The sequence below is a fragment of the Nocardia spongicola genome, assembly GCF_047200775.1.
Lineage (GTDB): Bacteria > Actinomycetota > Actinomycetes > Mycobacteriales > Mycobacteriaceae > Nocardia.
Genome location: NZ_JBJZOO010000005.1, coordinates 349,791 through 367,287 on the forward strand (window position 1 = coordinate 349,791; position 17,497 = coordinate 367,287).

Below are 17,497 nucleotides of genomic sequence, written 5' to 3' on the forward strand. Positions count from 1 at the left end.
AATCCATGAGGTTCGGGCCACTCGGTGTGCGCAATATCCCGCAGCGTCCACCACATCGGTTCAGAATTAACTTGTCGCTTGCTGTGCGGCGGCAGGTACTACACCGCGGTAGCTACGGACGATCATTCTCCTCCGGTATTCCGGCGCGGTCACAACGTAGGACACGTCATGCAACAGCCTTCTCTTTCGGTCACCGAGACACCAACCGTGCTCCCCGAGGGAGCCTTCTCCCTGTCGGCGGCACAACGAGGTATCTGGTTCGCCCAGCACATCGCAGGCACCACTCCGATATCCATTGCCCAGTACGTCGAATTGAACGGACCGATCGATCTCGAACTGCTCGCGCGATCGGCGCGGCAGGCCGGACGCGAATTCGGTACCGGGTATCTGCGCCTGATCGAGGTGGACGGCCACCCGTTCCAAATCGTCGACCCAACGCTCGACGACAGCCTGCAGACCATCGACGTACGTGCCGAACCCGATCCGGAGGCGGCCGCGCACGCGTGGATGCGCAGGGAATACGAGACCCCGATCGACCTGACCCGCGACCGGCTGGTCCGCAGCGTCATGGTGCGCATCGATACCGAACGGTGGTTCTGGTATTCGCGGATCCACCACATCGTGCTCGACGGCATGGGCGCGCTGACCATGATGCAACGCACGGGCGAGCTCTACAACGCCGCCATGGCCGGGCGTGCACCCACGCAGGCGAACACTGCGGAGCTACGCGCGATCGTCGAAGCGGATATGGCCTACCGCAGCTCGACCCGGTTCAGCACCGACCGGCAGTACTGGCTCGCGCATCTGGACGGTATGGCCGACCCGGTGAGCCTGGCAGGCCGGATCGCGGGAGTGAGCGGACATCCGAGAAGGGCAACGGGGGCCTTGTCAGAAGACACCGCCCGGCTGCTCGACACCATCGCCGAACAGGTGAGTTCCGGTGTCGCGCCGACGGTGGTCGCCGCCTTCGGCGGATATCTCTGCGCGATGACCGGGGCACCGGAAATCGTGTTGAGCCTTCCGGTTTCGGCGCGCACCACCGCCGCGTTGCGGCGCTCGGGAGGCATGGTCGCCAATGTGGTCCCGCTCCGGCTGCTGATGGAACCGGATATGACGGTCGGCGCGGTCATCCGCGCTGCCCAGCGTGAGCTGACCGGGGCACTGCGCAGGCAGCGCTACCGGCAAGAGGATATCTTCCGCGATCTCGGCCTGCCGATGGACGAAGCGGGCTCGTTCGGTCCCTCGGTGAACCTGATCATGGCCGACACCAGAATCCAGCTCGGTCCGGTCACCGGCAGGCTGCACGTACTGACCTCAGGATTGATCGACGACCTGTTCGTCAATCTGTATCCAGGTGTCGGTGGCGAAAGCACGCATATCGACTTCCAAGGCAATGGCAACCTCTACACCGATACCGAACTGGCCGCGCACCACCACAGGTTCTTGTCCTTCCTGCACCGATTCCTCGCCGCGGGACCGGACGCGCCACTGGCCACCCTCTCGGTGCTCTCGGAGGCCGAACGCGCCTGCTACGCCCCCGCCAGCGGGGCCGCCGGTGGCACACCGCGAACATTGCCCGCTCTGCTCGCCGCTGGGCCCGCACGCACTCCGCACGCGCGGGCCCTCGTGGCAGGGTCGACCGAGCTGACCTACCGCGAGGTGGACGACTACACCAATCGCCTCGCTCGGCTGCTGATCGCCACCGGCGCCGGGCCCGAGCGCACCGTGGCGATCTCGATTCCACGCTCGATCCAATCGGTGCTCGCGATGATCGCGGTGGCCAAGACCGGCGCGGCTTTCGTACCGATCGATCCGACCTATCCGGCCGACCGGATCGAGTACTTGGTGCGCGACAGCGAGGTCGTCTCGGGGATCACCGTCGCGGCCGTGCGCACCTCGTTGCCGGACCGGGTGACCTGGTTGTTCCTCGATGACGAGGCCACCGAGACCGCGGTGGCCGAGCAGGATCCCGCCGCGCTCGATGATGCCGAGCGGATCGCCACCCCGCATCCCGATCATGCCGCGTACCTCATCTATACCTCCGGCTCCACCGGCCTCCCCAAGGGCGTACTCGTCCCACATCGCGGGCTGGCCAACCTGGCCGCGAGTTCCGGCTCCGGATTCGGAATAGACTCGAATTCGATTGTCGCCCATGCTGTATCGCCGAGTTTCGATATCTCTATCGAAGAAATACTTGTCGCTTTCACCGCCGGGGCGACCCTGGTCGTCGTGCCACCATCGGCCTACGCGGGCGAGGAACTGGCACAGGTGCTACGGACCCACGGGGTGACGCACCTCAATGTCACCCCTGCTGTCGCGGGATCACTCGATCCGGCGACCCTGCCCGCGCTGCGTACCGTGATCGTCGGCGGTGACGCCTGCCCGCCCGAGCTGGTCACGAAGTGGTCCGAGCGCACTCTGCTGAACGGCTACGGGCCCACCGAGACCACTGTCACCGTCACCCTGAGCGCCCCGCTGACCCGAGAGGCACCGATCACCATCGGTGGTCTCACCCTGGAGGTGTCGGCCGTGGTCCTCGACCCCTGGCTGCGGCCACTACCGCCTGGTGTCACCGGTGAGCTCTATCTCGCCGGTCCCAGCCTGGCACGCGGTTACCACCGGCGCACCGGATTCACCGCCGACCGGTTCGTCGCCAACCCCTATGCGCAGGGCGAGCGCATGTACCGCACCGGCGATCTGGTCCGCTGGATCGAGCGCGACGGCCGGTTCGACCTGGAATACCAGGGCCGCAGCGACTTCCAGATCAAGGTGCGCGGCTTCCGCATCGAACTCGGCGAGATCGACGCCGTATTGCAACAACATCCCGACGTCGACTTCGCCCTCACCCTTGGCATCGACACCGGTTCCGGCACAACAGCCTTGGTCTCCTATGTGCTTCCTAGACCGACAGCGGAGATCCACCCCGAGGCACTACAGGCCGCCGCCGAGGCGTCTCTCCCGGCCTATCTGGTCCCCACAGTGATCATGGTGCTCGACAGCCTCCCGCTGACGCCGCTGGGCAAAGTGGACCGCAAGGCACTGCCAGCACCGGAGTTCGGCACGCGCACCAGCACCGGCAGACCGCCTGCCACACCGCGAGAGCAGGCACTCGCCGCACTGTTCGCCGAGGTACTCGGCCTGGCTTCGGTGGGAGTCGACGAGAGCTTCTTCGCGCTCGGCGGCGACAGCATCATCTCGATTCAGCTTGTGTCCCGGGCGAAGGCCGCGGGCATCGGATTCAGTGCGCGGGATGTCTTCGAACGCAAGACCGTGGCGGCACTCGCCGCGATCGCCACCGAGGTACCGACAGGGATAGTGCCCGAATTCCCCGGCGGCGGGGTCGGTGAGGTGGAACTCACGCCGATCGTGCTAGAGATGCTCGAGCAGGGCCGGACCTGGCGGCGGTTCGCTCAGGCCGTACTGATCGAACTGCCTGCGGGAATCGAGCACGCCCAGCTGATCGCCGCGCTCCAGGCGCTGCTCGACCGGCACGATCTGCTGCGCTCCACACTGCACCGGGTCGGCGATGGCTGGAGCTGGGTGGTCGGCGAACCCGGTTCGGTGCCTGCCGCGGATCTGTTGACGATCGTCACCGCGGCAGCGGATATCGACCAAGTGTGCGAACGCGAATTACAGCGCGCCGCCGATCAGCTCGATCCGAGCTCCGGCGCGGTCGCGCGGATGGTATGGATCGAAAGGACAGACGCACCGCCACTGCTGTGGCTGGTGCTGCACCACCTCGTCACCGATGGCGTCTCCTGGCGGATTCTGCTTCCAGACCTGGCCATCGCCGCACAGGGCGGCACGCTCGCACCGGTAGGCACCTCGTTCCGGCGCTGGTCGTACGGGCAGCACGAACACGCCGCCACCCGGATCGCGGAACTGCCGCTGTGGCAACGCACACTCGCCCTACCCGATCCCCCACTCGGCTCCACGCCACTGGACCCCACGCTCGACGTCACCGCGACCATGGCCCAGCTGCGGACCGTCCTCCCACCACGAATCGCGCAGACCGTACTCGCCACCACGCCGGACCGTTTCCACTGCGGCGCCGACGCGGTGTTGCTCACCGGGCTCGCGCTCGCGGTAGCCCGGTGGCGCGGGCGCACCTCGATACTGTGCGCCCTGGAAGGCCACGGCCGGGCCGAAACCATCCTGCCCGGCGCCGATATCGCGCGCACGGTGGGCTGGTTCACCAGCGTCTACCCCGTCGCAGTCGATCTGACCGGCATCGATCTGACCGACGCGTTCGCGGGTGGCGCCGCGGCGGGCGCCGCGCTCAAGGCCACCAAGGAGCAACTCCGGGCACTACCGGACAACGGCATCGGGTTCGGCATGCTGCGCTATCTGGTCCCCGATACCGCGGCAACGCTCGCACAGACACCGAGCCCGCAGCTCAGCTTCAACTACCTCGGCTCCGCGACTACCGGAGGCGAGGCGCAGCCGTGGCTGCCGCGCCGGTTCGCCGCTACTCAGGACCAGCACGCGCCATTGACCGCGGTCATCGATATCAACGCGATCCGCACCGCCGCGGGTCTGGAAGTGACCTGGGCCTATGCCTCCCGCGTGCTCAGCGCGGCGGATATCGGCGAACTCGCGACACTCTGGGAACAAGCCATCGGCGCTCTCGCCGAGCACACCGAATCCGCCGGTGCGGGTGGTCATACTCCCTCTGACTTCGATCTGGTCACCGTCACTCAGGAGCAGATCGACGTCTGGGAACAGGGCTACCAGAACCTGATCGACGTATGGCCGCTCGCACCGCTGCAATACGGTTTGTTCTTCCACGCACGCTACGACGCGGACACCGCCGATGGCTACACCGTGCAGTCGTTGCTCACCTTGGCAGGCACGGTCGACTCGGCTCGGCTGCGGCGCGCCGCGCAGGCTCTGGTGACCCGACACGAGAACCTGCGCGTCGCCTTTACCGAGACCGAGGACGGCCCACGCCAGCTCGTACTGGCCGATGCCGATATCGAATGGCACGAGGTCGATCTCACCGACCACGTCGGTCCCACCGACGACACCGACGAGCGCGCCCGCGAGGTCGATCGGCTGATCGCCGTCGACGCGCGTACCCGGTTCCAGCTCAGTCGCCCCCCGCTGCTGCGCTGCCTGCTCATCCGGATCACCCCCGATACGTACCGTTTCGTCCTGACCAACCATCACCTGGTGCTGGACGGCTGGTCTACGCCACTACTCGTGCGGGAACTGCTCACCTGCTACGTCACCGACGGTGATGCCACCGCGCTGCCACCCCCGCACTCCTATCGCGAATTCCTGTCCTGGCTGCAGCACAGCGACCACACCGCATCGCTCGCCGCGTGGACCAGCGCGCTGGCCGGTGTGGACACCCCGACTCGCGCGGTGCCAACCCTCGCCGGGGTCGAATCGACCGATACCGGCATGATCTCCACCGACCTTCCCCGCGCCACGGTGGCCCGAATGGAAACGACGGCGCTGGAAGCAGGCGCTACGGTGAACACCCTGGTGCAAGCCGCGTGGGCGATGCTGCTCGCGGTACGCACCGGTCGTACCGATGTGGTGTTCGGCGGCACCGTCTCGGGCAGACCACCGGAACTGGCCGGGGTCGAGGAAATGATCGGCCTGTTCATCAACACCCTGCCGGTACGGGTGCGACTGGATCCGGCGGAAAAAGTAATCGACCTGCTCGCCCGCCTCCAATCCGAACAGACCCGGCTGCTCGACCATCAGCACATCGGCCTGGCCGCCATCCACCAAGCGGTCGGCCTTCCCGAATTGTTCGATACCCTCACCGTATTCGAGTCCTATCCGATCGACCGTGAAGCACTATCGCAGGCACTGGACATCGCGGGCATGCGGGTGCTCGATGTAGCGGGTACGGACGCGACACCCTATCCGTTGAACCTCATGGTGATTCCGCTGCGCGGCGACGACGGTCACGACACCCTGCGGATCACGCTGAAGTATCTGACCGATCTGCTCCCGGCCGCGGCGGCACGACCGCTGCTCGATCGCTTCGTCCGGCTACTCACCCAGCTCGCAGGCAACCCGCACACGCTGGTCGCGCAGCTGCAGTACTGTGACGACGCCGAACGCGCCGTGCTGTGCGCGGTGCGCGGCGCCCCCTCGGCGCCGCCTGCCACACTGCCCGAGCTGCTCACCGCGGCCGCACAGGTGGACCCCGATGCGATCGCGGTCACTTCGGGTGAGCTCACCATGTCCTACGGTGAACTCGACGCATGGTCCAATCGCTTCGCCCGGGTACTGCTGCGCCGGGGACTCGGACGAGAGATATTCGTCGTACTCGCCCTCACCCGATCGCTGGAATCGGTGGTCGCGGTCTGGGCGCTGGCCAAAACCGGAGCGGCGTTCGCTCCCCTTGACCCGAATCATCCGGTGGAGCGCATCGAACATATGCTCAGCGACTCCAGAGCGCCGATCGGTGTCACGGTCACCGCGACCGGCGAGACCCTGCCCGGCACGATCGACTGGCTACTGCTCGACGACCTCAACACCATTCGCCGGGTGATGACCGTCTCGGACGCACCGATCACCGACGCCGAGCGGGGCGGGCCCATCGACCTCGACCAGACGGCCTATCTGATCTACACCTCCGGCTCCACCGGCGCACCGAAAGCCGTGCTGCTCAGCCATCGCGGCATCGCTGATCTCGTTGCCGCACAACGGGAAACTCTCGAACTCGACCACACTGCCCGTGCCATGCAAGTGGCCTCACCCAGCTTCGACGCCTCGGTATTCGAACTGCTGACCGCGCACGGCGTAGGCGGCAGACTGGTGGTGTCACCGCCGGATGTCTACGGCGGCGCGGAACTCGAACATCTACTGCGCACACAGCGCATCACCCATGCGGTGATCACCCCTTCCGCGCTGGCCACCATGGAACCCACCGGTATGGAGCAGCTGCGGGTGCTCGCGGTCGCGGGCGAGGCGGCGACCAAGGAGCTGATCGAGCGCTGGTCGCCCGGCAGGCGCATGGTGAACCTTTACGGTCCCACCGAATTCAGCATCTGGGCGACCGGGCCGGGTGAACTCGTCCCCGGCGAACCGATCACGATCGGCGGACCGATCCGTGGCGCGGCCACCGTGGTGCTGGACGCCTGGCTACGTCCTGTACCGGTAGGCGTACCCGGTGAACTGTACTTATCAGGTCCCGCACTCGCACGCGGCTACTTCAACCGGTTCGCGATGACGGCGGGCCGGTTCGTCGCCAACCCCTTCGGCGCCCCCGGTGGGCGTATGTACCGCACCGGAGACATGGTGCGCTGGGTGAACGGACACGCGAACGGCTACGAACTGGAGTACCTCGGCCGCAGCGACTTCCAGGTCAAAATCCACGGTGTACGCATCGAACTCGGCGAAATCGATGCAGTGCTCTCCGGCGACGGCGAAGTCGAGTACGCGGTGACCATCGGCCGCACCGGGCCCGCCGGGACCACTGTGCTGGTGTCCTATGTCCTGCCCGCCGAAGGGGTGCGGCTGGATATCGAGCGGTTGCGCACACGGGTGGCCGCCGAGCTACCCGGGTACATGGTGCCCGGGTACCTCGTCGCACTCGACTCGATTCCACTCACTCCGGTCGGCAAATTGGACCGCAAAGCGCTTCCTGTGCCGGACTTCACCCAAACGCATCATCCCTACCTGGCACCGCGCACACCCGTCGAAGAGGCGGTAGCCGTAATTTTCGGCGAGGTACTCGGCCAGGAACGCATCAGCGCCGACCAGTCGTTCTTCGAACTCGGCGGCAACTCGCTGAGCGCGACCAAAGTCGTGGCACGGGTGAACGCGGCGCTCGGTGCGCGCGTAGCACTGCGTGATCTGTTCGACGCGCCGACCGTGGCCCAGCTGTCCGCCCGAGTGGTTCCCGCTACCGACACACACAAGGGACGCTTCGTCCTCGCCCCACGGATTCGCCCGGATCGCATACCACTGTCTCCCGCGCAGCACCGGATGTGGGTGCTCAACCAGATGGATCCGGCCTCATCCGCCTACCACATCACCGTGGCGCTGCGACTCACCGGCGCCTTGCACGTCACGGCCTTGCGGGCCGCGCTCACCGACGTGATCGAGCGGCACGAGAGCCTACGCACTCTCTATCCCACAGACGCGGAAGGCCCCCGCCAGGTGGTGGTCGGCACCGATGTAGTGGTTCCCGCCGTCCCGGTCGTCGGCACCGAGGACGGTGCGCCGCTGCGGGCGCGGATCACCGAACTGGCCGAGGCCGGATTCGATCTCGCCACGCAAGCACCCCTGCGGGTAGGTCTGTTCCGGATCAACGATGCGGCCGAAGCATCCCATCCCGCCGAGCCGGTCTCGCCGAGCCGGACCGCGATCCAAGGAACAGGAGCGGGTACCGCGCCGCCGGTGCACGTTGTGGTACTGGTCGTGCACCACATCAGTGCCGACGGCGCGTCGATGGCGCCGCTGGCCGCCGACCTGGCCGCCGCGTATGCGCGACGGTCGAGCGGCGCGACAGCCCAGCGCGCTCCGCTACCGGTGCAATACGCCGATTTCGCGCTCTGGCATCGCGATGTGCTCGGCGCCGAGGACGATCCGGAATCGACCTCGGCAGCACAGATCCGGTTCTGGCGCGAGACACTGGCCGGTGCGCCCGAGGTACTGGAGCTGCCCGCCGACCGTCCCCGTCCCGCAGTGCAGACCATGCACAGCGCCGATATCCACTTCACCGTCGATACCGAGACCCACCTCGCACTGGTGGAATTCGCTGCCACACATCACGTCAGCCTGTTCATGGTCGCGCACGCCGCACTCACGGTGCTGCTCGCCCGGCTCGGCGGCACCGGTGATGTCCTGATCGGCACCCCGATCGCAGGCCGCGGTGAGGAAGCCCTCGACCAGCTCGTCGGCATGTTCGTCAACACCCTGACGCTGCGTACCCCGGTCGATCCGGCACAAGACTTCACCGCTTTCCTCGATACCGTCCGGTCCACGGATCTCGATGCCTTCGCCAACGCCGATGTGCCGTTCGAACGGCTGGTCCAGGTGCTCGACCCCACCCGTTCTACCGCGTATCACCCGCTGTTCCAGGTATCACTATCGCTGCAGAATTTCATCGAGCCGGTACTCGAGTTGCCCGGTCTGCGTTTCGAAGTGCAGGATTTCGAGCGCACCGCCGCCCAGTTCGATCTCTCCCTGGAACTGCGCGAACACTCGAGCACCAACGGGCCTGCAGGTATCGATGCCGTACTGACCTACGCGACGGATCTGTTCGACGAAGCGACAGCGGCGTCATTCGCGGTCCGGTGGCAGCGCGTGCTCGCGACGGTGCTCGCGCGGCCCGATACGCGCATCGCGGATATCGATATCCTCGACAACGCCGAGCGGGCGGCGTTGGTGCCGGTACGCGGTCCCGCGGCGGCGCAGGTGACGACATTGCCCCACCTGCTGGCCGAAACCGTGCGACGGTATCCGGATCGGCCCGCGCTCATCGTTGGCGAGCGCACCACCACCTACCAGGAGCTCGACGCACGAGCCAACCAGCTGGCCCGGATCCTGCTCGAATCCGGCGCCGGTCCGGAAACCGTTGTGGCGCTCGGCCTTGCGCGCTCGGCGGAACTGCTGACCGGGATATGGGCGGTAGCGAAGGTCGGTGCGGCGTTCCTGCCGGTCGATCCGACACATCCGATCGATCGCATCGACCACCTGCTCACCGATTCCGGGGCACGACTCGGCCTGACCCGTACCGTGTTCCGGACGAAACTGCCCGGCAGCACAGCCTGGCTGGTACTCGATGAGCCCGCCATGGTCGAACGGTGGGACGCCGCGAGCAGCCGGCCGGTGACCGAACATGACCTGCCCGGCCCCATCCGACCGGACAATCCGGTATGGATGATCTACACCTCCGGCTCGACCGGGACCCCGAAAGGGGTAACGGTCTCCCATCGCGGAATCGCTGATCTCGTTTCCGCGCAGCGCATGTCACTCGATCTGACCGAATGCTCCCGGGTATTGCAATTGGCCTCGCCGAGTTTCGACGCCTCGGTATTCGAAGCGATCATGGCCTTCGGCTCCGGCGCCGCGGCGGTGGTCGTGCCACCGGAAACCTTCGGCGGCAGTGCACTCGCCGAGCTGATCGACGCCGAACAGGTCACGCATATGGTCATCACTCCCTCCGCGCTGTCCACCCTCGACCCCGCCGAGGTGACCAGTGTGCGGGTGCTCGCGGTGGCCGGTGAGGCCCTCGGCGCCGAACTGGTGCACCGCTGGGCCCGCGGACGCCGGATGGTTAATCTGTACGGCCCGACCGAATTCACCATCTGGGCCACGGGTTCGGCTCCCTTGGCACCCGACGCCCCGATCTGCATCGGCACACCGATAGCAGGCGCGGCCGTACTGGTCCTCGACGACCGGCTGCACCCGGTCCCGGTCGGTGTCGCGGGCGAGCTGTACCTGAGCGGCCCAGCGCTGGCCCGTGGCTATCACGCCCGACCTGGCCTGACCGCCGCCCGCTTCCCAGCCGATCCGTTCGGTGCCGCAGGAGACCGCATGTACCGCACCGGCGACCTGGTGCGCTGGATCCGCGGCAGTACCGGCCTGGAACTGGAGTATCTCGGCCGCACGGATTTCCAGGTCAAGGTACGCGGCCGGCGCGTCGAGCTCGGCGAGATCGACGCGGTGCTGGAGCGCGCCGAAGGCGTCGACTTCGCGGTGACCCTCGGCCTGCCCGGCGTAACCGGAGCGACCGCGCTGGCCGCCTACCTCGTCCGCAGCCGTGAGACCGAGCTGGATGTGGCGGCGGTCCGTTCGTTCGCCGCGAGCATACTGCCCGGATACATGGTGCCCGCGGCGTACGTGGTTTTGGACGAGCTCCCGCTCAACGCAGTCGGCAAGCTCGACCGGGCGGCATTGCCCGCCCCACGATTCACCGCCGACCGCACCGAATACCGCCCCCCGTCCACCTCGACCGAACAACAACTGGCCACGATCATCGGCGAACTGCTCGCCGTCGACCGGGTGGGGGCCGATGATTCGTTCTTCGCGCTCGGCGGCGACAGCATCCTGGCCATTCAGCTCGTATCCCGTGCCAAACAGCACGGCATCACCTGTACTCCGCTGCAGATATTCGAGCACCGCACGGTGACGGCGCTGGCCGCGGCGATCGATATCGCGGGTACCGCGGTGACGCTGAACGAACTGCCCGGCGGCGGTGTCGGCGAACTCCCGCTGCCACCGATCGTGCACTACATGCTCGAACGCGGCGGCGACTACACGCGTTTCACCCAGTCCGCGGCGCTGGATCTACCGGTCGGGATCGATCGCACCCAGCTCGTCGCGGTCCTCACCGCGGTCATCGATCGGCACGATATGCTCCGCGCGCGGCTGATCGACGATGTCGATACCGGCCAGCACCTGCTCATCGGCCCGCCCGGCTCGATCGCGGTCGACTCGCTCGTGCACCGCGTCGAATTCGATACCCTCGACCCGATCGAACTACCCGAATTCGCCAGGACCGAACTGGATGCCGCGGCCGACCGGCTGGATCCGGCCAACGGCACCGTCCTGCAGTTCCTCTGGTTGGATCCCGTGCACGACGCAGGGGTACGCACCACTCAGGGACGACTGATCGTCATCGCACACCACCTGGTGATCGACAGCGTCTCCTGGCGCATCCTGATACCCGACCTGATCGCTGCCTGGGCCCAGGTCTCGACAGGAGCAACCCCGGTACTCGCCGACACCGGCACCTCGATGCGGCGCTGGGCCCACGCCCTTGTCGACGAGGCCCGATCCGACCGCCGCAGCGCCGAACTGGCGTACTGGCACGATGTACTCACCGGACCCGATCCGTTGATCGGCGGCAGGGAACTCGATCCAGCGATCGACCGGACCGGCACGCTCCGCATGATGGAACGCGATGTCTCGGCCGATATCACCACCACACTGCTGACCACCCTGCCCGGCCTGTTCCACGGCAGCGTCAACGACACCCTCCTTGCCACTCTGGCTCTGGCCCTGGTGCGCTGGCGCGATATCGAGCCTTCGGTACTGCTGCGGCTGGAAGGCCACGGCCGCCAAGCCGAAGTGGTGCCCGGCGCCGACCTTTCGCGCACCATCGGCTGGTTCACCAGCATCTACCCCGTGCGGCTGCATGTGGCCGAAGTCGATATCCACGACGCGATCTCCGGTGGCCCCGCGCTCGGCACCGCGATCAGGGCGGTGAAACACCAGCTGCTCGCCGTACCCGATAAGGGCATCGGGTACAGCCTGCTGCGCTATCTCAATCCCGATACCGCCGAGCAGCTGCCCCGCCGCCTGCCAGGACAGATCAGCTTCAATTACCTCGGCAGATACTCCACCAGCGATATCCCGGCCGGCCTCGAAGGTATGGGTTGGTTACCCACTACCGATCTCGGTGATCTGCACATCGCCGAACACCCCGACGTCCCGCTCCAAGCAACCCTCGATGTGCACGCCGTCGTGCTCGCCGATCGGCTGCGCATCGGTTTCGGCTATCCCTCGTCCCTGCTCACCGACGACGAGATCACCGAACTGACCGAGTTATGGCTCGACACCCTCCGGGCCGCGGCCCGCTACGCTCATACCGCCGCGGCACGCACCGCTGCCGAAGAAGAAGCCTCGACCATCCCGGCGACGACCACCCCGACGGCAGGCGGGCTCGGCGTGGACGTGGTCCTGCCGATCCGGCGCGGCGGCAGCGCACCCGCGCTCTTCTGTATCCATCCGTCGTCCGGAATTTCCTGGACCTACCTCGGCTTGGCCGATGCGCTGGCACCAGGCAGACCGATCTACGGTCTGCAAGCACCTGACCTCGGTGGCCACGAAGCACCGCCCCGCTCGATCGAGGAGTTCGCCGACCGGTACCTCCGGGAAATCCGCACCCTCCAACCCAATGGGCCCTATCACTTGCTCGGCTGGTCTTTCGGCGGGCTCATCGCCCACGCGATAGCTACGAAACTGAAGGCCGAAGGCGCCGCGGTCGGCACCGTCGCGCTGCTCGACGCCGATACGGCCGATATCGATGGCGACAGCATCGAACGGCTCACCGCGGGCTCGTTCGTCCACACGTTCGGCTCGATCTTCGGCATCCCCGACCTGCCTGCCACCGCGACCGCCCAGCAGGCAGCGGAGCTGATCCGGGAACGGCTCGGCGGTATCTCGCTCGTCGACGCGGGCACCCTGGAGCGAATGGCCGGGTCGTACAACGCCGCCGCGCGAACCAGAACCGGATATCGCCGCCCGGTATTCGACGGCGACATCGTGTACTTCAGCGCCACCGCTGCTACCTCAGCTACCGCAGCCACCTCCGAGATCTTCGGTCCCGACGGATGGCGGCCGTATGTGACCGGCGCGATCGTCAACCACGATATCGAGGTCAGCCACGACGAGATGACCGCACCGCACGCACTGCCGATCATCGCGCGGCTGCTCGATACCCATCTGAACGGCACCAACCATGGAGGTCGACGATGACCGTAGGTCAGGGAGTCGTCGTCGAGGGAATCGAGAAATCCTTCGGCGCCGTCACGGCATTGCGCGGGATCGATTTCACGGCCGAGCCCGGTGAGGTACTCGGCATCCTCGGGCCGAACGGTGCGGGCAAAACCACCACGGTGAACATCCTGTCGACACTGATCCGGCCGGATCGCGGCCGGGCACTGGTCGCCGGACACGACGTGGTCACCGATCCGGCGCAGGTGCGCCGCAGCATCATGCTGACCGGACAGTACGCCGCGCTCGATGACATGCTCAGCGGCTACGAGAACCTCGTCATGTTCGGCAGACTGATGGGCCTACGCAAGCACGCCGCCCGCATCCGCGCGGACGAACTGCTCGAAGAGTTCGATCTGGCACACGCAGCAGGGCGCAGGGTCGGCACCTATTCCGGTGGTATGCGCAGACGTATCGACATCGCCTGCGGGCTCGTCGTCCGGCCCGATGTGGTGTTCCTTGACGAACCGACCACCGGACTGGATCCACGCAGCAGACAGGGCGTGTGGGATCTGGTATCCGCCTTCAAGAAAGCGGGCATCACCACCCTGCTGACCACCCAGTACCTGGAGGAGGCTGACGCGCTCAGCGACCGGATCATCGTCATCGACCACGGTGTGGTGATCGCCAAGGGGACAGCCGACGAACTGAAATCACGCACCGGAGGCAGTTATTGCGAGGTGGTACCGCTGGACCTGAAGGACCTGCCCGCCATCGCCGCCGCACTGGGATCGCTGCTGCCGGAGGAGAGCAGGACCTCGCTCACCGCCGATTCCGATCGGATCGCCGTTCCGGCGCCGGACGGCGCGAAAACCCTCGCCGAAGCACTGCGCAGACTCGACAGCGCAGGCATCGAACTGGTGGACATCGCCCTGCGCAGACCCTCACTCGATGATGTCTTCCTCCAGCTGACCGGACATCTGGCGACCGTGCCCGATACCGAGAACCGCAAGGCGGCCGCCGATCACGTGGAACCGGAGGTCGTATCGTGACAGCCACCATATGGCTCAGCCCGACCCGGGCGGCACCGCTGCGGCCACAGCAGTGGTGGGTGCTGACCACCCGGCTGGTCGTGCCGTCACTGCGGACCGGTGAGGTACTCACCTCGGTGCTGGCACCCGCGGCGTTCACCGCCAGCTTCTATCTCCCGTTGAAAACGATCATGACCGTCATCGGCACCGGATTCAGCAGCTACGCCCAGTTCATGATGCCGCTGGTCATTCTGCAGGCCGCCGCGTTCACCGCCGTCTCGGCGGCGTTCCGCGCTGCCACCGATTCGGTCGCCGGACTCAACCGACGCTTCGAGGCGATGCCGATCCCGCCACTGGTCCCGGTGACGGCCCGCCTGTCCGGTAGTGCCTTCCGGTTGGCCGTCGCACTGCTCACCGCACTGATCTGCGGCCATATCATCGGGTTCCGCTTCTATCTTGATATTGCGCACACCCTCGGCTTTCTGCTGTTGTCGGTATTGATCGGGCTCGCACTGATCCTGGGCGGCGATGTGATCGGAACAGCCTCACGCAGCCCGGAGTCGACCGCGCAGGCGCTGGTGCTGCCACCGCTGATCTTCGGCATGCTGTCGACCGGAATCGCACCGGCGGATCAGTTCCCGCACTGGGTACAGCCGTTCGTACGCAATCAGCCGGTCTCGCAGTGGGCGATCGCTTTGCGGGCATTCGCAGGCGACACCCAGTCCGGTGCCGGCCAGGTGAACTGGTCACTGCTGGGTCCACCGCTGGCCTGGATACTCGCCATCTTGGTGGTCTGCGTTCCGCTGTCGGTCCGGCTGAGTTCGCGGAGGGCGCGATGATACTGCCAACCGAATACCAGGATGATCTCCGTACCAGCCCAGAAGTATCGCTATCAGCGCTGGTACGGCACACCCTGCTCCAGACAAAGCGGCTGCTGGTGCGCTGGGCGCGCAATCCGGTCACGCTGTTCGAGACGCTGGTCATCCCCTGTCTGCTGTTATTCATGCTGAACACCGTGATCGGCGGACAGATCGAGAGATTCACCGGCGAAAGCGCGCTGTACAGCTCGGTGCCGATGGTCGCCTTGGTCGGCGCACTGTCCGGCGCGGTAGCCGGTGGCGTTCTACTCGGTCGCGAGCGCGACGCGGGTCTGCTCGCCCGCTTCTGGGTGCTGCCGGTACACCGCGCCTCCGGCCTCGCTTCCCGTGTCCTGGCCGAAGGCTGCCGCATCGTCGTAAGCACCCTCGCGGTTGTCCTGGTCGGCGCGCTGCTCGGCTTCCGCTTCCACCAGGGCCCAGCGGCGGCGGTGATATTCCTGCTCGTTCCAGTGCTCTTCGGCTTGGCCTTCGCCACCATCGTCACAACCGCCGCCGTCTACACGGCAAAAACGACCTTGGTCGAGGGGATCACCATCCTGACCTCCTTGATGATGTTCTTCAGCACCGGATTCGTGCCATTGCGCGCCTTCCCGCAGTGGATCCAGCCGGTAGTCCGCAATCAGCCGATGTCAGTGGCGGTCGACGCCATGCGCGCCCTCTCCTTCGACGGACCACTGGCCCGCCCGCTCACCCTCACCCTCACCTGGTCGCTCGGTGCGATCGTTCTCTTCGCCATCCCCGCGACGGTCGGCTACCGCCGGGCCAGCAGGCGATGAGGCCGCAGCGAGGGCATACGCCGGGAAGAACACCGCCATATCGGCAACCGCGCAGCGTGAATTCCCGCACTGCCGAAGCCGCAGTGCGCCGGAGAATCGGTCGACCGGTAGGTCCGGCAACGGTTTCGCGGCAGGCGATACCGGGTGTCCGTGCCTGCGCCCGGCATCGCCGGTGCATTGCCGTAACGCATAGCTGGACTTATAGCAAATTTTCAGCACACCTGCCGCGGACATCGAGACCGATGTGGTCGCAGGCGTGGACGTGCCGCACAATAGGGAGCCGCGCGGCACACTCCGGCACTCTGCGCTTTACGGACATACGTCCCCAGCGACACAAGGTGTTGTGCTCCATGGACATGTCATCCCCAAGGAGTAGTGTTCTGAGCGAGATATTCGGTAACCACAGCGGGCTCGAGAAAGGCGTAGAGGCAGGATGAGAGTGATCGATCGGGTGTCGGCCATCAACTGGAATCGGGTGCCCGATGAGAAGGACGCCGAGGTCTGGGACAGGCTGACCGGCAACTTCTGGCTGCCGGAGAAAGTCCCGGTCTCCAACGACATCCCGTCGTGGAACACCCTGACCGCCGATGAGAAGCAGCTGACCATGCGGGTCTTCACCGGCCTCACCCTGCTGGACACCATCCAGGGCACGGTCGGCGCGGTGAGCCTGATCCCGGACGCGCTGACCCCGCACGAAGAGGCGGTACTGACCAATATCGCGTTCATGGAGTCGGTACACGCCAAGAGCTACAGTTCGATCTTCTCCACGCTGTGCTCCACCCGCGAGATCGACGAAGCGTTCCGCTGGTCGGAGGAGAACCGCAATCTCCAGCGCAAGGCCGAAATCGTGCTGGAGTACTACAACGGCGAGGACCCGCTCAAGCGCAAGGTCGCCTCGACCCTGCTGGAGAGCTTCCTGTTCTACTCCGGTTTCTACCTGCCGATGCACTGGTCGTCGCGGGCCAAACTCACCAACACCGCCGATATGATCCGGCTGATCATCCGCGACGAAGCCGTCCACGGCTACTACATCGGCTACAAGTACCAGAAGGGCCTGGAGCTGGTCTCCGCCGCCGAACGCGAGGAGCTCAAGAACTACACCTTCGAGCTGCTGTTCGAGCTCTACGACAACGAGGTCGACTACACCCAGGACCTCTACGACGAGGTCGGCCTCACCGAAGACGTCAAGAAGTTCCTGCGCTACAACGCCAACAAAGCGCTGATGAACCTCGGCTATGAAGGCCTGTTCCCCAAGGACGAAACCGAAGTGAACCCGGCGATCCTCTCGGCACTGTCCCCCAATGCCGACGAGAACCACGATTTCTTCTCCGGTTCCGGCTCCAGCTACGTCATCGGCAAGGCGGTGAACACCGAGGACGAGGACTGGGAGTTCTGACCC

General features: G+C 66.1%; 5 protein-coding genes. All 5 read left to right on the forward strand.

The window, feature by feature from the left end; genetic code table 11:
* The first annotated feature begins 168 nt into the window (after positions 1-168).
* The 5 genes from ACL02S_RS13745 (at position 169) to nrdF (ending at position 17,494) form a co-directional block, all read left to right on the forward strand.
* On the forward strand, positions 169-13,455 hold the full coding sequence (locus tag ACL02S_RS13745; protein ID WP_412802755.1) for a non-ribosomal peptide synthetase: 13,287 nt from the start codon (positions 169-171) through the stop codon (positions 13,453-13,455).
* Entirely contained in the window at positions 13,452-14,465 is a 1,014-nt protein-coding gene (locus ACL02S_RS13750; RefSeq protein ID WP_412802756.1) for an ATP-binding cassette domain-containing protein, read from the forward strand. Before ACL02S_RS13745 ends, ACL02S_RS13750 begins: the two co-directional genes overlap by 4 nt.
* Complete coding sequence (locus ACL02S_RS13755; RefSeq protein WP_412802757.1) at positions 14,462-15,283, forward strand: ABC-2 transporter permease; 822 nt, start codon at positions 14,462-14,464, stop codon at positions 15,281-15,283. Before ACL02S_RS13750 ends, ACL02S_RS13755 begins: the two co-directional genes overlap by 4 nt.
* A complete protein-coding gene (locus ACL02S_RS13760) occupies positions 15,280-16,098 on the forward strand; it encodes an ABC transporter permease (protein WP_412802758.1) in 819 nt (272 codons plus the stop codon). Before ACL02S_RS13755 ends, ACL02S_RS13760 begins: the two co-directional genes overlap by 4 nt.
* Positions 16,099-16,531: 433 nt before the next feature.
* Positions 16,532-17,494, forward strand: a complete 963-nt coding sequence (nrdF, locus tag ACL02S_RS13765; protein ID WP_412802759.1) for a class 1b ribonucleoside-diphosphate reductase subunit beta — start codon at positions 16,532-16,534, stop codon at positions 17,492-17,494.
* Positions 17,495-17,497: the final 3 nt, after the last annotated feature.